Origin of the sequence: Metapseudomonas otitidis, assembly GCF_011397855.1 — a bacterium.
Classification (GTDB): Bacteria; Pseudomonadota; Gammaproteobacteria; order Pseudomonadales; family Pseudomonadaceae; genus Metapseudomonas; species Metapseudomonas otitidis.
The window spans coordinates 981,026-997,456 of the sequence record NZ_AP022642.1 but is presented as its reverse complement, the minus strand read 5'-3'; the positions used below and the strand labels follow the sequence as shown (position 1 = coordinate 997,456).

At 68.4% G+C, this 16,431-nt stretch carries 18 protein-coding genes; 5 read left to right on the top strand and 13 right to left on the bottom strand.

Annotated elements, in window-relative coordinates:
- Window positions 1-3: 3 nt before the first annotated feature.
- From PotMrB4_RS04695 to PotMrB4_RS04655, 9 genes are all read right to left on the bottom strand, one after another.
- Complete coding sequence (locus PotMrB4_RS04695; protein WP_074973179.1) at window positions 4-1,167, bottom strand: D-alanyl-D-alanine carboxypeptidase family protein; 1,164 nt, start codon at window positions 1,165-1,167, stop codon at window positions 4-6.
- Window positions 1,168-1,263: 96 nt separating this feature from the next.
- Window positions 1,264-2,274 carry a septal ring lytic transglycosylase RlpA family protein gene (locus tag PotMrB4_RS04690; RefSeq protein ID WP_044410755.1) on the bottom strand — a complete coding sequence of 337 codons (1,011 nt, stop codon included), beginning with the start codon at window positions 2,272-2,274 and terminating at the stop codon, window positions 1,264-1,266.
- A 3-nt stretch (window positions 2,275-2,277) separates the two neighbouring features.
- A complete protein-coding gene (gene mltB / locus PotMrB4_RS04685) occupies window positions 2,278-3,288 on the bottom strand; it encodes a lytic murein transglycosylase B (protein WP_044410758.1) in 1,011 nt (336 codons plus the stop codon).
- A 14-nt stretch (window positions 3,289-3,302) separates the two neighbouring features.
- Window positions 3,303-4,448, bottom strand: a complete 1,146-nt coding sequence (gene rodA, locus PotMrB4_RS04680; protein ID WP_044410762.1) for a rod shape-determining protein RodA — start codon at window positions 4,446-4,448, stop codon at window positions 3,303-3,305.
- Complete coding sequence (gene mrdA / locus PotMrB4_RS04675) at window positions 4,445-6,346, bottom strand: penicillin-binding protein 2 (protein ID WP_044410764.1); 1,902 nt, start codon at window positions 6,344-6,346, stop codon at window positions 4,445-4,447. Before mrdA ends, rodA begins: the two co-directional genes overlap by 4 nt.
- Before the next feature lie 9 nt (window positions 6,347-6,355).
- Window positions 6,356-6,823, bottom strand: a complete 468-nt coding sequence (rlmH, locus tag PotMrB4_RS04670; RefSeq protein ID WP_044410767.1) for a 23S rRNA (pseudouridine(1915)-N(3))-methyltransferase RlmH — start codon at window positions 6,821-6,823, stop codon at window positions 6,356-6,358.
- 12 nt (window positions 6,824-6,835) lie between these two features.
- Window positions 6,836-7,189 (bottom strand): ribosome silencing factor, encoded by a 354-nt coding sequence (rsfS, locus tag PotMrB4_RS04665; protein WP_044410769.1) that lies wholly within the window; start codon window positions 7,187-7,189, stop codon window positions 6,836-6,838.
- A gap of 22 nt (window positions 7,190-7,211) precedes the next feature.
- Window positions 7,212-7,856 (bottom strand): nicotinate-nucleotide adenylyltransferase, encoded by a 645-nt coding sequence (gene nadD / locus PotMrB4_RS04660; protein WP_142012221.1) that lies wholly within the window; start codon window positions 7,854-7,856, stop codon window positions 7,212-7,214.
- The gene (locus PotMrB4_RS04655; protein ID WP_172432653.1) at window positions 7,856-9,121 is read right to left on the bottom strand and encodes a glutamate-5-semialdehyde dehydrogenase; all 1,266 of its coding nucleotides are present in this window, start codon (window positions 9,119-9,121) and stop codon (window positions 7,856-7,858) included. The genes nadD and PotMrB4_RS04655 overlap by 1 nt, the downstream gene beginning before the upstream one ends.
- A gap of 298 nt (window positions 9,122-9,419) precedes the next feature.
- On the opposite strand from PotMrB4_RS04655, the gene PotMrB4_RS04650 reads away from it, so the two are divergent.
- Window positions 9,420-10,643 (top strand): alpha/beta fold hydrolase, encoded by a 1,224-nt coding sequence (locus PotMrB4_RS04650; RefSeq protein ID WP_172432652.1) that lies wholly within the window; start codon window positions 9,420-9,422, stop codon window positions 10,641-10,643.
- 18 nt (window positions 10,644-10,661) lie between these two features.
- On the opposite strand, the gene PotMrB4_RS04645 is transcribed toward PotMrB4_RS04650, so the two are convergent.
- Window positions 10,662-11,522, bottom strand: a complete 861-nt coding sequence (locus PotMrB4_RS04645; RefSeq protein WP_074973187.1) for a class I SAM-dependent methyltransferase — start codon at window positions 11,520-11,522, stop codon at window positions 10,662-10,664.
- Between the two features lie 113 nt (window positions 11,523-11,635).
- Between PotMrB4_RS04645 and PotMrB4_RS04640 the strand changes: the two genes are divergently transcribed.
- Together PotMrB4_RS04640 and PotMrB4_RS04635 are read left to right on the top strand one after the other, a co-directional pair.
- The gene (locus PotMrB4_RS04640) at window positions 11,636-12,346 is read left to right on the top strand and encodes a DNA-3-methyladenine glycosylase (RefSeq protein WP_172432651.1); all 711 of its coding nucleotides are present in this window, start codon (window positions 11,636-11,638) and stop codon (window positions 12,344-12,346) included.
- Window positions 12,343-13,662, top strand: coding sequence for a bifunctional DedA family/phosphatase PAP2 family protein (locus PotMrB4_RS04635; protein ID WP_172432650.1), 1,320 nt, complete (start codon window positions 12,343-12,345; stop codon window positions 13,660-13,662). Before PotMrB4_RS04640 ends, PotMrB4_RS04635 begins: the two co-directional genes overlap by 4 nt.
- 41 nt (window positions 13,663-13,703) lie before the next feature.
- On the opposite strand, the gene PotMrB4_RS04630 is transcribed toward PotMrB4_RS04635, so the two are convergent.
- The 3 genes from PotMrB4_RS04630 to PotMrB4_RS04620 are packed head-to-tail and all read right to left on the bottom strand — an operon-like array spanning window position 13,704 to window position 15,380.
- Window positions 13,704-14,297: an LON peptidase substrate-binding domain-containing protein gene (locus PotMrB4_RS04630; RefSeq protein ID WP_172432649.1), complete on the bottom strand. Its 594-nt coding sequence runs from the start codon at window positions 14,295-14,297 to the stop codon at window positions 13,704-13,706.
- 10 nt (window positions 14,298-14,307) lie between these two features.
- Window positions 14,308-15,018 carry an LrgB family protein gene (locus PotMrB4_RS04625; RefSeq protein ID WP_172435038.1) on the bottom strand — a complete coding sequence of 237 codons (711 nt, stop codon included), beginning with the start codon at window positions 15,016-15,018 and terminating at the stop codon, window positions 14,308-14,310.
- A 2-nt stretch (window positions 15,019-15,020) separates the two neighbouring features.
- Window positions 15,021-15,380 carry a CidA/LrgA family protein gene (locus PotMrB4_RS04620; RefSeq protein ID WP_172432648.1) on the bottom strand — a complete coding sequence of 120 codons (360 nt, stop codon included), beginning with the start codon at window positions 15,378-15,380 and terminating at the stop codon, window positions 15,021-15,023.
- Between the two features lie 232 nt (window positions 15,381-15,612).
- Between PotMrB4_RS04620 and PotMrB4_RS04615 the strand changes: the two genes are divergently transcribed.
- Window positions 15,613-16,068, top strand: a complete 456-nt coding sequence (locus PotMrB4_RS04615) for a MaoC family dehydratase (RefSeq protein ID WP_044410793.1) — start codon at window positions 15,613-15,615, stop codon at window positions 16,066-16,068.
- 119 nt (window positions 16,069-16,187) lie between these two features.
- A complete protein-coding gene (locus tag PotMrB4_RS04610) occupies window positions 16,188-16,400 on the top strand; it encodes a TM2 domain-containing protein (RefSeq protein ID WP_074973197.1) in 213 nt (70 codons plus the stop codon).
- Window positions 16,401-16,431 lie beyond the last annotated feature (31 nt).

Genomic DNA, 16,431 nt, shown 5'->3' with positions numbered 1-16,431 from the left:
GGCTCAGTTGAACAGGCCGAAGAAAAACAGGCGGATGCTATCCCACAGGCGGCGGAAGAAACCACCCTCCTCGACAGCTTCCAGGGCAACCAGGTCGGCGCTGTGCACCACCTTGTCGTCCAGCTTCACCTCGACCTTGCCGATCACGTCACCCTGCTTGATCGGGGCGACCAATTGGGGCGACAGGGTCATGGCGGCCTGCAGCTTCTGCAGCTGGCCCTTCGGCAGGGTCATGGTCAGGTCGTTGGCCAGGCCGGCCTTCACTTCGCGGGCGGTGCCCTTCCAGACCTGGGCTTTGGCCAGCTCGGTGCCCTTCTGGTAGAAGGTCTTGGTCTCGAAGAAGCGGAAGCCGTAGGTCAGCAGCTTCTGGGTCTCGGCGGCACGGGCCTGCTCGCTGTTGGTGCCGAACACCACGGCGATCAGGCGCTGGTTGTCACGCACGGCGGAGGCCACCAGGCAGTAGCCGGCCTCGTCGGTGTGGCCGGTCTTCAGGCCGTCGACGGTCTTGTCACGCCACAGCAGCAGGTTGCGGTTGGGCTGCTTGATGTTGTTCCAGAAGAACTCCTTCTGGGAGTAGATGGCGTAGTGGGCCGGATCCTCGTAGATGATCGCGCGGGCCAGCAGAGCCATGTCGTGGGCCGAGGAGAAGTGCTCGGGGTTGGGCAGGCCGGTGGCGTTCATAAAGTGGCTGTTCTTCATGCCCAGCTTTTCCGCCGTGGTGTTCATCATGTCGGCGAAGGCGTCTTCGCTGCCGGCGATGTGCTCGGCCACCGCGACGCTGGCGTCGTTGCCGGACTGGATGATGATGCCGTGCAGCAGGTCGCTCAGGGCCACCTGGGTGTTGACCTTGACGAACATGCGGGAGCCGCCGGTGCGCCAGGCGTGCTCGCTGATGGTGACCGGGTCGTTCTCGCCGATCTGGCCCTTGCGGATCTCCAGGGTGGCGATGTAGGCGGTCATCAGCTTGGTCAGGCTGGCGGGCGGCAGGCGCTCGTCACCGTTGTTCTCCACCAGCACCTGGCCGCTCTGCGCGTCCATCAGCACATAGGACTTGGCAGCCAGTTGCGGGGGGGCGGGAAGGATCTGCTCGGCGGCCTGCGACACCGGCATGGCGATGAGCAGAGCGGCTGGCAGTAGGAGGCGTTTCGCGAAGCTGATGATGTTCATCCGTCTCTCTGAATTGGTTGAAGGTGAAACAGTCCCTTGCGGGAAGAAGGAGGGCGACCCCGGAACCGCGCACTGCTCCGGGTCCGCCATCCGGCGTCAGTCCGGTTTGACCAGGGTCGGCTGACCCAGGTTCGCCAGCCTGATGCTGTCCTGGAGCTGCTGGGCTTCACCCTGGGTGTCGATCGGCCCCAGGCGCACCCGATGCAAGATCTGCTGGTTGCGGGCCACCGAGCTGATGAACACCGGGGCAGCCACCATCGAGCTGAGCTTGTCCTTCAGGAGTTCCGCAGCGTCCGGATTGGCGAAGGCGCCAACCTGGAGATACAGGCCAGAGGCTCCGAGTGAAGCGTTTTTTTTTGAGTCGATCTGCACCGGCAGCACGGCAGCGGCGTGCTGCTCCGGCGGCGGGGTGTACTGCTCGACCGTGGAGGCGGCCACGATGGGCGCCTGGGCGGCAGGCGCCGGCTGGGGCTTGGCCACCTGCTGCGGCTGGGCCAGCACCATCGGCACCGGACGGCCCTGGGCAGCCCACCACTCATGGGGGTCGATGCCCTCGACCTTCACCCGCGCGGTGCCGACCTCGGCATAGCCGAGCTTCTTCGCCGCGGCGAAGGACAGGTCGATGATGCGGTCGGAGTAGAACGGCCCGCGGTCGTTGACCCGCAGGATCACGCTGCGGCCGTTCTCCAGGTTGGTCACGCGGACGTAGCTGGGCAGCGGCAGGGTCTTGTGGGCGGCGGTCATGCCGTAGAGGTCATAGGCCTCGCCGTTGGCGGTGGCCTGGCCGTGGAACTTGGTGCCGTACCAGGAGGCGGTGCCCACGGCCTGGTAGCGGCGGGCGTCGGCCATCGGGTAATAGGTCTTGCCCATCACGGTGTAGGGGTTGGCCTTGATGCTGCCGTAGTGGGGCATCGGCACCGCGTCGGGGATGCGCGAGACATCCACGTCCCACCAGGGCGCGCCGTCCCTGTGCGGGCGGGAGTAGTCACCGGGGCCGGAGATCTGGCCGCCCGGCTGGGTGTACTGGGGGCTGCGGCTGCTGGAACAGCTGGCCAGCAACAGGGCCAGGGTGCCGTAGGTGGCAATTCGGATCGGAAGAGACCGCATGGATTAACGCCCGCCCCGCGCTTTGACCAGGGATTCGGAAAGCTGATGCACCGCCATGGCATACATCGCGCTGCGATTGTAGCGGGTGATCACGTAGAAGTTGGGAAGCCCCATCCAGTACTCCAGGCCATCGGCGCCGTCGAGCTTGAACGCAGTGACCGCGAGATCATCGCGCAAGGCATCGCCGCTTGCCCAGCCCAGGGCACGCAGTTCACCCACGCTTTTCGTCGGTTCCAGGCCTTCGCTCAGGCCCTGTTCGGCCTGCTCGCCACGCACCTGGGCGCGGCTGACCACCTGTGCACCGGCGACCCAGCCATGGCGCTTGAAGTAGCTGGCGACGCTACCAATGGCGTCCACCGGGTTGCCCCAAATGTCGATGTGGCCGTCGCCGTCGAAATCCACGGCATAGGCACGGAAGCTGCTCGGCATGAACTGCGGCAGGCCCATGGCGCCGGCGTAGGAGCCTTTCACGCTGAGCGGATCGATCTGCTCTTCACGGGCCAGCAGCAGGAACTCCTTGAGCTGCTTGCGGAAGAAGTCCGCACGGGGCGGGTAGTCGAAGCCCAGGGTGGACAGTGCATCCATCACCCGGTAGCTGCCGGTGTTGCCGCCATAGAAAGTCTCGACGCCGATGATGGCGACGATCACCTGGGCCGGCACGCCGTACTCCTGCTCCGCACGGGCCAGGGCCTCGGCGTGCTGGTTCCAGAACGCCACGCCCTTCTGGATGCGGGCATCGGTGATGAAGATCGGCCGGTATTCCTTCCACGGCTTGACCCGCTCGGCCGGGCGCGAGATCGCATCGAGGATGGCCTGCTTGCGCTGCACCTCGCGGAACAGGGCGACCAGTTGCTCCCCGGCGAAGCCGTAGTCGCGGGTCATCTCCGAGACGAACTCGGCGACCTGCGGGCTGCCGTCGTAATCCCCTGCCGATGCCGGGCCGGCGAGGCCCAGCAGGCCTGCCAGGCCGATTCCGGCGGCGCCTTGCACCATCCAGCTACGCAGTACGTTCAATGCTTCCACTCGTTTCAAACCTGGGCGATCCATTTGCGATGGGTATGGACCGCCATCAAAATCCCGAAGCCCGACAGCAGCGTCACCAGGTGGGTGCCACCGTAGCTGATGAAGGGAAGGGGTACCCCCACGACCGGCAGCAGACCGCTGACCATGCCGATGTTGACGAATACGTAGACGAAGAAGGTCATGGTCAGGCTGCCCGCCAGCAGCTTGCCGAACAGCGTCTGGGCCTGGGCGGTGATGACCAGCCCGCGCCCGATCAGCAGCAGGTAGACCAGCAACAGGATGCAGATGCCCACGAGCCCGAACTCTTCGCCGAGGACGGCAATGATAAAGTCCGTGTGGCTTTCGGGCAAAAAATCCAGGTGCGACTGGGTGCCCAGCAGCCAACCCTTGCCGAACACCCCGCCGGACCCGATGGCCGCCTTGGACTGGATGATGTTCCAGCCCGTGCCCAGGGGGTCGCTCTCGGGGTCGAGGAAGGTCAGCACGCGCTGCTTCTGGTAGTCGTGCATGACGAAGTACCACATGCCCACCGCCACCGGGACCACCGCCGCCACCGCGCCGAGGATCCAGCGCCACTGCAGGCCGGCCATGAACAGCACGAAAGCCCCCGAGGCCAGGATCAGCAGCGCCGTGCCCAGGTCCGGCTGGCGCACCACCAGCACGAAGGGCACGGCGATCAGCGCCAGGCTGACCACGATGTGCTTGAGCTTGGGCGGCAAGGTCCGCTTGGACAGGTACCAGGCGATCATCGCCGGCATCAGGATCTTCATGAACTCCGCCGGCTGGAAGCGGATCACCCCGGGGATGTTGATCCAGCGGGTCGCGCCCATCGCGTTGTGGCCCATCACGTCCACCGCCACCAGCAACAGCACGCCGCCGGCATAGCCCAGGGGCACCCAGCGGGCGAGGAAGCGTGGCTCGAACTGGGCGATGGCGCACATCGCCGCCAGCCCGATGCCGAAGGACGAGGCCTGCTTCATCAGCAGGTCCCAGTGCTTGCCGCTGGCGGAATAGAGGACGAACAGGCTGCCCACTGCCAGCAGCAGCAACAGCAGCAGCAACTGGCCGTCGATGTGCAGGCGCTGCAGCAGGCTGGCCCGGCGGCGCATCACGTCTTCGTTGGACAGGGTGCGGTCGAAGTTGCTGTTCATCGGCGAACACTCGCATCAGCGGTCGCAGGCGCGCCTGCGGGACGGAATTCAGGCTTGAGCTGGCCATCCGGGCCGAGCAGCCAGGCGTCCATCACCTGCTTGACCACCGGCGCCGCCACCCCGGAACCGGACTCGCCGTTCTCCACCATCACCGCCACGGCGATCCTGGGGTCGTCAGCGGGGGCGAAGCCGATGAACAGCGCGTGGTCGCGGTGGCGCTCCTGGACCTTCGAGCGGTCGTACTTCTCGCCCTGCTTGATGGCCACCACCTGCGCGGTCCCGGACTTGCCGGCGATGCGGTAGACGGAGGTGTCGCCCACCTTGCGGGCGGTGCCTCGCGCGCCGTGCACCACCTGCTCCATGCCGGAACGTGCGTAGTCCCAGTACTTCGGATCGCGCAGGGTGATGTCGGGCATCGGGTTCTCGTCCACCGGCAGCTCGCCGCCGATGCTCTTGGCCAGGTGCGGGCGGATCCACTTGCCACGGCTGGCCATCAGCGCGGTGGCCTGGGCCAGCTGCAACGGCGTGGCCTGCATGTAGCCCTGGCCGATGCCGAGGATCAGCGTCTCTCCCGGGAACCAGGCCTGGCGATAGCGCGCACGCTTCCAGTCGCGGGAAGGCATCAGGCCCGGCGTTTCCTCGAACATGTCCAGCGCCACCTTCTGGCCGAAGCCGAAGCGGCTCATGGACTTGTGCAGGCGATCGATGCCCATCTTGTGGGCAAGGTCGTAGAAGTAGGTGTCGTTGGACCGCATGATCGCGGTCTCCAGGTTCACCCAGCCGTCACCGGAGCGGTTCCAGTTGCGGTACTTGTGGTCGTAGTTGGGCAGTTGGTAATAGCCCGGGTCGAACACCCGCGAATCCGGCGTCACCACCCCGGCTTCGAGGCCGGACACCGCCACCATCGGCTTGACCGTCGAACCCGGCGGGTAGAGCCCGCGCAGCACGCGGTTGTACAGCGGCCGGTCGATGGAGTCGCGCAGCTCGGCGTACTGCTTGAAGCTGATGCCGGTGACGAAGGGGTTCGGGTCGAAGCTCGGCTGGCTGACCATGGCCAGCACGTCGCCGCTGGACGGCTCGATGGCCACGATGGCGCCACGGCGCCCCCCCAGGGCGTTCTCCGCCGCTTCCTGCAGGTGTGCGTCGAGGGTCAGCACCAGGTCCTTGCCGGGCTTCGGATCGGTGCGCTTGAGCACCCGCAGCACACGGCCACGGGCGTTGGTCTCGACTTCCTCGTAACCCACCTCGCCGTGCAGCGTGTCTTCGTAGAAGCGCTCGATGCCGGTCTTGCCGATGTGGTGGGTGCCGCTGTAGTTGATCGGGTCGAGCTCCTTGAGCTCCTTCTCGTTGATCCGTCCGACGTAGCCCACCGAGTGGGCGAAGTGCGCGCCCTGCGGGTAGTGGCGCACCAGCTGGGCCGCCACCTCCACGCCGGGCAGTCGGAACTGGTTCACCGCGATTCGGGCGATCTGCTCTTCGGTCAGTTCGAACAGCACCGGCACCGGTTCGAAGGGGCGCCGGCCCTGTTTCATGCGCTTCTCGAACAGCGCCCGGTCGTCCGGCGTCAGCTCCAGCACCTCGACGATCACGTCCAGCACGCTCTTCCAGTCGCCGGCGCGCTCGCGGGTCACGGTCAGGCTGAAGCTGGGGCGGTTGTCGGCGATGATCAGGCCGTTGCGGTCGAAGATCAGCCCCCGTGTCGGCGGGATCGGCTGCACGTGCACCCGGTTATTTTCCGACAGCGTGGAGTGGTACTCGTACTGGATCACCTGCAGGTAGTACAGGCGGGCGATCAGCGTGCAGGTCAGCAGCAGCACCGCAACGGCGCCCACCACGACGCGCCGACGCACCAGGCGGGCATCCTTCTCGTGGTCCTTCAGGCGGATCGGTTGCGGCATCGGTACGGCTTACTTGTGGTAGGGGTGCCCGGAGAGCACGGTCCAGGCGCGGTAGATCTGCTCGCCCACCAGGATCCGCACCAGCGGGTGCGGCAGGGTCAGCGGCGACAGCGACCAGCGTTGCTCGCTGCGCGCGCAAACCTCCGGCGCCAGCCCCTCGGGGCCGCCCACCATGAGGTTCACGGTGCGCGCATCGAGGCGCCAGCGGTCGAGCTCGGCAGCCAGTTGCTCAGTGCTCCAGGCGCGCCCTTCGACTTCCAGGGTGACGATGCGTTCCCCAGGCTGGACCTTGGCCAGCATCGCCTCGCCTTCCTGGCGGATCATCCGCGCCACGTCAGCGTTCTTGCCGCGCGTGGTCAGGGGGATCTCCACCAGGTCGAGGGACAGCTCGGACGGCAGGCGCTTGGCGTACTCGTTCCAGCCCTCCTCCACCCAGCGGGGCATGCGTGAGCCGACGGCGATCAGACGCAGACGCAAGGCGGTGCTCCGTTATTCCTGGGGATGCTGGGCGCGGCTCTGCTCGGCGCCCTGCCACAGGCGCTCCAGGTCGTAGAACTGGCGGGTGGCGACCTGCATCACGTGCACGACCACATCCCCCAGGTCCAGCAGGGCCCACTCGCCGCCGTCCAGACCTTCGCTGCCCAGGGCGCGCACGCCGTTTTCCTTGACCTTCTCCAGCACGTTCTCCGCCAGGGACTTGACGTGGCGGCTGGAGGAGCCGCTGGCGATCACCATGAAGTCGGTGACGCTGGTCTTGCCGCGTACATCGATGGTGGTGATGTCCTGGGCCTTCATGTCTTCAAGCGCCGCGAGGGCGATCTTGACCAGTTCTTCGTTTTGCATCGGTTCAATTACCTCGGATGAATCAGTTCGCCGCACGGTACAGGCCGTGCGCGTGGATATAGGCCAGCACCGCGTCGGGCACAAGGAAGCGCACCGAGCGCCCTGCGGCCAGCAACTGGCGGACCTGCGTGGCGGAAACCGCCAGCGGGGACTGCCAGACGAATGAAATCTGCCCGCCAGGCCCGCTCAGGCCCAGGGGATCGGCCACGCTGCGCGCCGCCAGCAGGTCGCGCAGCTCCTCGGGCGGCTCGGCGTCCGCATCCGGCCGCTGCAGCACCAGGATGTGGCAGTGGTTCAGCAACTCTTCCCAGCGGTGCCAGCCCGGCAGGCCGCAGAAGGCGTCCCAGCCGAGCATCAGGAACAGCTGGTCGGACTCGCCCACTTCGGCGCGCAGCGACTCCAGGGTGTCGATGGTCCAGGACGGCCGCTCGCGGCGCAGTTCGCGGTCGTCCACCCGCAGCGGCGGCAGGTCGGCCACCGCCAGCTCCACCATCGCCAGCCGGTCGGCCGCCGACACCTGCGGTGCCTCGCGGTGCGGCGGGCGAGCGCTGGGGATCAGGCGCAGCTGGTCGAACGCCATCAGCTCGGCCACCTCGAGGGCGCCCCGCAGATGGCCGATGTGGACCGGGTCGAAGGTGCCGCCGAAGAGGCCGATACGCTGGCTCATCAGGTGCGGATATGCCCGTCGCCGAAGACCACGTACTTCTCGCTGGTCAGCCCTTCCAGGCCGACCGGGCCGCGTGCGTGCAGCTTGTCGGTGGAGATGCCGATCTCCGCGCCCAGGCCGTACTCGAAGCCGTCGGCGAAGCGGGTGGAGGCATTCACCATCACCGAGGCGGAATCCACCTCGGTGATGAAGCGCCGCGCATCACTGAAGTTCTCGGTGATGATCGCGTCGGTGTGTTGCGAGCCGTAGGTGTTGATGTGCTCGATGGCCTGCTCCAGCCCATCGACGATGCGGATGGACAGGATCGGCGCGTTGTACTCGGTACGCCAGTCGTCCTCGGTCGCCTCCAGCACGTCGCTGCCCAGCAGCGCGCGGGTGGCCGCGTCGCCACGCAGCTCGACGCCCTTGTCGCGGTATATGGCGGCCAGCGGCGGCAGCACGCGCTCGGCGATGCTGCGGTGCACCAGCAGGGTCTCCATGGTGTTGCAGGGCGCGTAGCGCTGGGTCTTGGCGTTGTCCGCCACGCGGATGGCCTTGTCGATGTCGGCGGCGACGTCGATGTAGACGTGGCAGATGCCGTCCAGGTGCTTGATCACCGGCACCTTGGCGTCACGGCTGATGCGCTCGATCAGACCCTTGCCGCCACGGGGGACGATCACGTCCACGTACTCCGGCATGCTGATCAGCGCACCCACGGCGGCGCGGTCGGTGGTTTCCACCACCTGCACCAGCTCGGCGGGCAGGCCGGCGTCCGCCAGGCCCTGCTGGATGCAGCGGGCGATGGCCTGGTTGGAATGGATGGCCTCGGAACCGCCGCGCAGGATGGTGGCGTTGCCCGACTTCAGGCACAGGCTGGCCGCGTCGATGGTCACGTTCGGGCGCGACTCGTAGATGATGCCGATCACACCCAGCGGCACGCGCATCTTGCCCACCTGGATGCCGGAGGGCAGGTAGCGCATGTCGCGGATCTCGCCGATCGGGTCCGGCAGCCCGGCCACCTGGCGCAGGCCCTCGATCATGTCGTCGATGCGTGCCGGGGTGAGCGCCAGGCGGTCCAGCATGGCTGGCTCCAGGCCGTTGGCCCGGCCATTGGCCAGGTCCAGCTCGTTGGCAGCGGACAGCTCCGCACGGGCGGCGTCCAGGGCATCGGCGGCGGCCAGCAGGGCGCGGTTCTTCTGCGCGGTGCTGGCACGTGCGGCCACGCGCGAGGCGGCGCGCGCGGCGCGGCCCAGGCGGGTCATGTAATCGAGAACGGACTCGGTCATGGTCTCGGCGTCTGGCGGTTGGGAAAAGTGGGCGATTATAGCCCGCGCGCCCCCCGCCGCCCAGCGGCGCCGGGCGGATGGTAGACAGCCCGTTCCAGCGCCCCGGCGAACCCCACCCGAACGCCCAGGCCACGCAGGCCGGGGCGAGACGGTGACACCCGGCCACACCGCACCCCACCGAACCCGCCCGAAGGATGGGTAAACAAAATCGTCACCGGTGTTTACCTTCAAAGCGTGCCACCGCGCCCCGAACCGCGGCGAGAACAACAACAAGGCGCCCGAGCGCCGGAGAATCGCCATGCATTACCGCACCGGTTACCACGCCGACCAGCTCGGCACGCCCCCGTCCGTCCTCGAAACAGGGCCCTGGCGCCTGCATTACCAGGCCTGGTCCCGCAACGCCCACGACACCCGTCCCCCCGTCCTGATGCTGGGTGGCGCGTTCCAGAGCTTCCGCTCCTTCGCCGCCGAGGTGGAGGAACTGCTGGAGCACCACCCCGTGATCCTCCTCGACCTGCCCGGCCAGGGCGGCAACCTGCAACTGGCCCCGGAACTGGGGCTGGAGGCACTGGCCGACCTGATCGCCGACTTCGCCGAGGCCCTCGCGCTGCCGCCGCTGATGCCCATCGGCCTGTCCTACGGCTCGGCCCTGGCAGCGCTGTTCGCCAGCCGCCATCCCCAGCGCTGTGCGCGCCTGCTGCTGGCGGGCGTGACCACCTTCGGCCGCCCCGGCGCCCGCGCCCTGCTGGAGGAGAGCCTGCGCCTGCTGGAAGAAGAGCGCCTGGCGGAGTTCGCCCAGGGTTCGCTGACCGGCCTGATCAACCCGCTGCGGCTGGAGCGCACCGGCATCAGCCCCGGCTTTCGCAAGGCCATGCTGCGCCAGCTGCAACGCCTGACCGGCGCCGAGCGCGAGCGCTACCGACAGAACAGCCGCCGCCTACTGGATTTCGCCGGGTTCACGCACTACCCCAGTTGCCCGACCCTGGTGCTGGCCGGCGAGTTCGACCACTTCACCCAGCCCTGGGAGCACGCCGCCTTCGCCGCCGCCTGCACCCAAGCCGACTGCGCGCTGATCCACGACGGCGACCACCTTGCCCAGTTCGAGCGACGCGACGCCTGCGCCCAGCTGTACCGCCCCTTCTTCCTCGACCAGGCGTTGCCAGCCGCGCTCATCGGCGCGACCCGTCTGGCCCGCAGCCGCCTCAATGAGGTGGAGCGCCGCCAGGAGCCCCGGCTCGCGCCGGCCCAGCGTGCCGGGCGGCTGCACCACGCCGAGTTGGGCAGCCTCGCAGTGGAGATTCAGGAGCTGGGCTTCTTCGGTGCCCGCCTGCAGGCCGCGTTCCCGACGGGGTTGCCGGTACGGGGCTGGCAACTGGCGATGGAGGGCCTGCCAATGCTGGACCTGCTGCCCCTGCGCCAGGCCGGGGACGCACTGTCCCTGGTGTTCCCCCACATGGACGCCGCCGCCAGCACCGCCCTAGCCGAGCACGTTCGCCCGGCGCAACTGGCGGCCGCCGCCTGACGGGCAGGCCACCGGGGCTCAGGCCCCGGTGCGGGCCTCCACCACCCGTACCAGGGCGGGCCAGCGCCCGGGTGGCAAACCAAGCCCGGCCCCCTGTTCAGCCGGGTCCAGTACCGAGACCCGGTCGAAACCGCAGGCGGAAAAGCCCTCGACGATGGCCTCGGCACTGCGGTAGTGCAGCGGGTAGTGCCCACGCGTGAGCCGCCCCACCAGCCCGACGCCCCAGCGCACCTGGCGGTAGCGCGGGTGCTCGCGCAGGTCCGGGTAGAGGTCGGTGAGGTAGGTGGCGCGGGGGAAGCGGCGCATCTGCTCGGCCAGGCGCTGCCAGAAACCCTCGATCACCGGCAACTGGAAGTAGTTCACCAGCCCCTCGGTGATCACCACCACCGGCAGCCCCGTATCCAGCCCGGAGAACAGCGCCTCCAGCCCCTGGGCGCCCTCCCCGGCAAGGATGTCCACCGCACGCACCTGGTGACGGCTGTTCAGCCAGCCTTCGGCATGCAGCAGCAGGCGCTTGCGCGCGGCCATCGGCGGCAGGTCCGCCTCCAGGTAGCGCAACTGCGGATGGCGCAGGCAGAAGCGCCGCCCCCGGGGCGACAGCCCGCAGGCGATCTCCACCACCTGCACCACACCCTCGTCGCGGATCGCCCGCTCCAGGCGGGCGTCGATCAGCAGGTGGCGCTGCAGCAGGAACTGCTCGATGTCCAGCCCGAACAGCGCTCGCGCGCCCCAGGCGATGGGGCTGAGCGCGCCGTGGACCCAGCGCCCGAACGCCGTGGCGAAGGGCGCCTCGGCCAGGCGATGGCGGTACCAGACGTAGCCGGTGTAGTGGGCACTGGGGGTGATGTGGGCGCTGTCGGCGCGAACGGCTCGGGGCATGGCGGGCTCTTATTGTTTTTCTGGGTGTGTTCCCGCCCCGCCGTTCAGCTTCGGTCAAGCGGGGCTTCCGTATAATCGCCAGCCTATTCCGAGCCATAGCCCACCAACAGCCCATGCCCGACGATCCCACCCTAAGTTTGCCCTGGCCCGGCGCCCGCCCCCTGGCGGACGGGTTCTTCGACCGCGACGCCCAACTGCTGGCCCGTGAGCTGCTGGGCAAGGTCATCCGCCACCGCGTCAACGGGCGCTGGCTGTCGGCCCGCATCATCGAGACCGAAGCCTATTACCTGGCCGAGAAAGGCAGCCACGCCTCCCTCGGCTACACCGAGAAGCGCCGGGCGCTGTTCCTCGATGGCGGCCACATCTACATGTATTACGCCCGGGGTGGCGACTCGCTGAACTTCAGCGCCCAGGGGCCCGGCAACGCGGTGCTGATCAAATCCGCCTACCCCTGGGTGGATGCCATGTCCGGCCCCGAGGCCCTGGCCGTGATGCAGGCCAACAACCCCGATGCCCAGGGTCGCCCGCGCCCGCCCGAGCGCCTCTGCAACGGCCAGACGCTGCTGTGCAAGGCGCTGGGGCTGAAGGTGCCGGACTGGGACGCGCAACGCTTCGACCCCACCCGGCTGTTCGTCGACGACACCGGCGCACGCCCCTCCGCCATCATCCAGACCACCCGCCTCGGCATCCCCAGCGGCCGCGACGAGCACCTGCCCTACCGCTTCGTCGACGCCGACTACGCCCGCCACTGCACGCGCAACCCGTTGCGCCGGGGGCAGGTCGAAGGCGAGCACTACCACCTGATCGAAGGAACGCCCGCATGACCGAATGGCTGCACGCCATCACCGACTGGCTCAGCGCCAACCCGCAATGGTTGGGCCTGGCCATCTTCACCATCGCCTGCGTCGAATGCCTGGCCATCGCCGGCATCATCGTGCCCGGCACCGTGCTGCTGTTCGCCGTGGCGGCCCTGGCCGGCAGCGGCGCCCTGGGCCTGGGCGAGACCCTGCTGCTGGGCTACCTCGGCGGCCTGCTGGGGGACGCGATCTCTTATGGGCTGGGGCGGCGCTTCCACCAGAACATCCGCCGGCTACCCGGGTTGCGCCACCACCCGGAGTGGCTGGCCGGGGCCGAGACCTATTTCCAGCGCTACGGCGTGGCCAGCCTGCTGGTGGGGCGCTTCATCGGCCCGCTGCGGCCCATGCTGCCCATGGTGGCCGGCATGCTGGACATGCCGCTGCCGCGCTTCGTCGCCGTCAGCCTGGTGGCGGCGGCCGGCTGGTCCGTGGCCTACCTGCTGCCCGGCTGGGCCACCGGGGCGGCCTTCCGCCTGCCGTTGCCGGAGGGGTTCTGGAGCGAGGCCGCCGTGGTGGTGGTCGCGGTGCTGGTGATGATCGGCCTGATCGTCCAGGGCAGCCTGCGGCACAAGCGCTGGGCCACCTCGCTCGCCGCCGGCCTGAGCCTGGTGCTGCTGGTGGCGCTGTTCTTCGGCTGGTCGTCGCTGCATGACTTCGACCAGGGTCTGATGGCACTGGTGCAGGAACAGCGCCAGGCCACCCTCGACAGCCTGGCGGTGCTGGTGACGCGCCTGGGCGATTTCCGCACCCAGTTCTTCGCCGGCGCGCTGATCACCGGCCTGCTGCTCCTGGCCCGGCAATGGCGCCACGCGCTGTTCGCCGGCGGCACGCTGATCACCACCGCCCTGGCCAACGGCGCCCTCAAGCACCTGTTCGCCCGCGCCCGACCGGACGTACTGGCCGAACCGCTGAGCAGCTTCAGCTTCCCCAGCGGCCACAGCTCCGCCGCCTTCGCCTTCTTCCTGGTGCTGGGGGTGCTGGCCGGTCGTGGCCAGCCGCCGCGCCTGCGCCTGACCTGGATGGCGCTGGCCTGCCTGCCAGCTGCCAGCATCGCGCTGTCGCGGGTTTACCTCGGGGTGCACTGGCCGACCGACATCATCGCTGGCGCCCTGCTGGCCAGTTGCGTGTGTGCCGGCTGGCTGGCACTGATCCAGCGCCAGGCCTCGCTGCCGGCGATGAGCCCACGGGTCTGGTGGCTGTTGCTGCCGGCCGCACTGGCCCTGCTCGGCGGCTTCGCCACCTGGGCGCTGCCGGAGGCCTTCAGCCTGTATCGCTACAAATAGGAAGGCGCCTGGGCGTGGCGGAAGGGCCACGCCCGGCGTGATCAGGCGATGACGTCGCCCTGCAGGCGGTTCAGCAGCGTCTGCAGGTGATCGAGCCGCGCATCCGGGCTACCCAGGGCCAGCAGCTCCAGCTTCTCGTCGAGGGAGAAGGGCAACAGGTAGGCCAACTGGTTGGCCAGCTCCTGCTGGCCGTGGGCCAGGCCGCCCATGCCCAGTCCCTTCACCAGCGGGTGCTCGGCCAGGGCATTGAGCAGCGCGGCCAGGTCGGCGTGCTCCGGCAGCAGCGGCCGGTCCGCATCGTCGTCGTCCAGCCAGGCGATATTCCCCAGGGTGAGCTGGTCGGCCTGCACACGCGTGCCTTCGACCGTGAAGCGCCGACCGCCCTCGACCCGGATGCCCAGCAGCCCGTTGGGCAGCTGCTGCCAGTCACGGATCAGCGCCTCGCACCCCAGGGGCGCAATGCGCTGGGCGGCGCTGCCGACCTCCTCGCCTTCGAGGATGCCCACCACGCCAAAGCCGGTGCCCTGCTTCATGCAGCGCCCGATCATGTCCAGGTAGCGCGCCTCGAACAGCTGCAGGTCGAGCATGCAGCCGGGAAACAGCACGGTATTCAGCGGAAACAGCGGCAGTTCCATCCCTCGTCCCTCACACGATCATCGCCACGGCCAACGGCAGCAGCACCGCCGTCGCCACCCCCATCAGGCTCATCGCCAGCGCCGCGAAGGCGCCGCACTCCTCGCCCTCCTGCAGCGCGCGGGCCGTACCCACCGCATGGGCGGTGATGCCCAGCGCCATGCCTTGCGCAGCCGGGTGGTGAACGCCGATGCGGCGCAGCATCTCCGGACCGAGCATGGCCCCGATCACCCCGGTGATGAGCACGAACACCGCCGCCAGCGCCGCCACGCCGCCGATCTGCTCGGCCACCAGCATGGCGATGGGCGAGGTGACCGACTTGGGCGCCATGGTCATCAGCACCATGTGCTCGGCACCGAACGCCCAGGCCAGGCCGACGCCCATCGCGGTGGCCACCAGCCCGCCGAGGGCCAGGGTCAGCAACGTCGGCCAGAACAGCTGCCGAATGCGCTTGAGGTTGAGGAACAGCGGCACCGCCAGCGCCACCGTGGCGGGGCCCAGCAGCAGGTTGAGCGGTGTGGTGCTCTGGCGGTACTCGTCATAGCCGATGCCCAGCGGCACCAGCACCGCGATCACCAGCGCCATCGACACCAGCACCGGCTGCAGGAACATCAGCCGGGAGCGCTCGTACAGCGAGCTGGCCAACTGGTAGGCGGCGAGGGTCAGGCCCACGCCGAACAGCGGGTGGTGCGCCACGGCCTGCCAGGCCGCTTGCCATGCCAGGCTCATGCCTTGCCCTCCTCGCCGCGGCGGTCGATCAGCCGCTGCATCAGCCAGCCCACGAACAGCAACGAGAAGAACACCGACAGCCCCAGCGCGCCGACCACCGCCCAGGCGTCTTCCCAGATCGCCCGCGCGTAGACCATCACCCCCACCGCCGGCGGCACCAGCAGCAGCGGCAGGTAGCGCAGCAGGGCGCCGGACGCCACCGTCAGCGGCTCCCCGACCTCGCCCCGGACGACGAGGAACACGAACAGCAGCACCAGCCCGATGATGGGCCCGGGCAACATGTGCAGGAACAGGGCGTTCAGCCCGGTGCCGAGCAACTGGAACAGCACCAGCCAGGTCAAGCCACGCAGCAGCATGAGGGGTCTCCAGACAGTCTTCCGTCCCCGCTCCGTCTCCACAGGCCCGTCGCAGACGGGCCGGAGCCAGGGTGGGCCATTATAGGCACGCCTGCCCCGCCCGCTATAACCCGCCATTCGCAGGGGCCATGCCGGCTTGACCGGGCCCCGGGCCCGTGCTGATCTACGCCAACGCGCCGGGCGAGCCAGCCCGCCACAAGAAGAAGAAAAAACCGTCCACGGAGGATGAAGCATGCCGTTCGTACCTGTTGCAGAACTGAAAAGCTACATTGGCAAGGACCTGGGTCACTCCGAGTGGCTGACCATCGATCAGGAACGCATCAACCAGTTCGCCGAATGCACCGGCGACCACCAGTTCATCCATGTCGACCCGGAAAAGGCCAAGCGCACCCCCTTCGGCACCACCATCGCCCACGGTTTCCTCAGCCTGTCGCTGATCCCGGTGCTGTCGGAAAAACTGCTGGTGCTGCCCGAAGGCCTGAAGATGGGCATCAACTACGGCCTGGACAGCGTCCGCTTCATCCAGCCGGTGCCGGTGAACTCGCGGGTACGCCTGGCCCTCACCGTGCTCGACGTCACCGAGAAGAACCCCGGCCAGTGGCTGATCAAGGCCCGCGCCACCCTCGAGATCGAAGGCCAGGCCAAGCCGGCCTACGTCGCCGAGTCCCTCAGCCTCTGCTTCGTCTGACGCCCCCGGCGCCGCTGCGAAAGCAGCCGGCGCCTCTCGCCCCGAGCGTCTCGTCTCGCTAGAATGCCGCCCGCCCCGCCCTGGGGACTCCCAACCGACTCGTCAACAAGGACAGTTCCATGACCGAAAAGCGCATCCTGCCCGCCTTCCTGCTCTGCTTCTTCCTCGGCACCTTCGGCGCCCACCGCTTCTACGTCGGCAAGATCGGCACCGCCATCCTGCAGATCGTCACCCTCGGCGGCCTGGGCATCTGGACCCTGATCGACTTCATCATGATCATCGTCGGCGCCTTCACCGACAAACAGGGCAACAAGATCACCCAGTGGACCTGATCGGTCTCGCACGTCCGCTACAAAAGCCCGC

Bases quoted from the DNA above. Each gene is read 5' to 3' on its own strand.
- PotMrB4_RS04655 (WP_172432653.1), bottom strand. From the start codon at position 9,121: ATGACCGAGTCCGTTCTCGATTACATGACCCGCCTGGGCCGCGCCGCG.
- PotMrB4_RS04635 (WP_172432650.1), top strand. From the start codon at position 12,343: ATGACCGAATGGCTGCACGCCATCACCGACTGGCTCAGCGCCAACCCG.
- PotMrB4_RS04690 (WP_044410755.1), bottom strand. From the start codon at position 2,274: ATGCGGTCTCTTCCGATCCGAATTGCCACCTACGGCACCCTGGCCCTG.
- PotMrB4_RS04615 (WP_044410793.1), top strand. From the start codon at position 15,613: ATGCCGTTCGTACCTGTTGCAGAACTGAAAAGCTACATTGGCAAGGAC.
- rsfS (WP_044410769.1), bottom strand. From the start codon at position 7,189: ATGCAAAACGAAGAACTGGTCAAGATCGCCCTCGCGGCGCTTGAAGAC.
- PotMrB4_RS04650 (WP_172432652.1), top strand. From the start codon at position 9,420: ATGCATTACCGCACCGGTTACCACGCCGACCAGCTCGGCACGCCCCCG.
- PotMrB4_RS04640 (WP_172432651.1), top strand. From the start codon at position 11,636: ATGCCCGACGATCCCACCCTAAGTTTGCCCTGGCCCGGCGCCCGCCCC.
- rodA (WP_044410762.1), bottom strand. From the start codon at position 4,448: ATGAACAGCAACTTCGACCGCACCCTGTCCAACGAAGACGTGATGCGC.
- PotMrB4_RS04610 (WP_074973197.1), top strand. From the start codon at position 16,188: ATGACCGAAAAGCGCATCCTGCCCGCCTTCCTGCTCTGCTTCTTCCTC.
- PotMrB4_RS04645 (WP_074973187.1), bottom strand. From the start codon at position 11,522: ATGCCCCGAGCCGTTCGCGCCGACAGCGCCCACATCACCCCCAGTGCC.
- PotMrB4_RS04620 (WP_172432648.1), bottom strand. From the start codon at position 15,380: ATGCTGCTGCGTGGCTTGACCTGGCTGGTGCTGTTCCAGTTGCTCGGC.
- nadD (WP_142012221.1), bottom strand. From the start codon at position 7,856: ATGAGCCAGCGTATCGGCCTCTTCGGCGGCACCTTCGACCCGGTCCAC.
- mrdA (WP_044410764.1), bottom strand. From the start codon at position 6,346: ATGCCGCAACCGATCCGCCTGAAGGACCACGAGAAGGATGCCCGCCTG.
- PotMrB4_RS04630 (WP_172432649.1), bottom strand. From the start codon at position 14,297: ATGGAACTGCCGCTGTTTCCGCTGAATACCGTGCTGTTTCCCGGCTGC.
- PotMrB4_RS04695 (WP_074973179.1), bottom strand. From the start codon at position 1,167: ATGAACATCATCAGCTTCGCGAAACGCCTCCTACTGCCAGCCGCTCTG.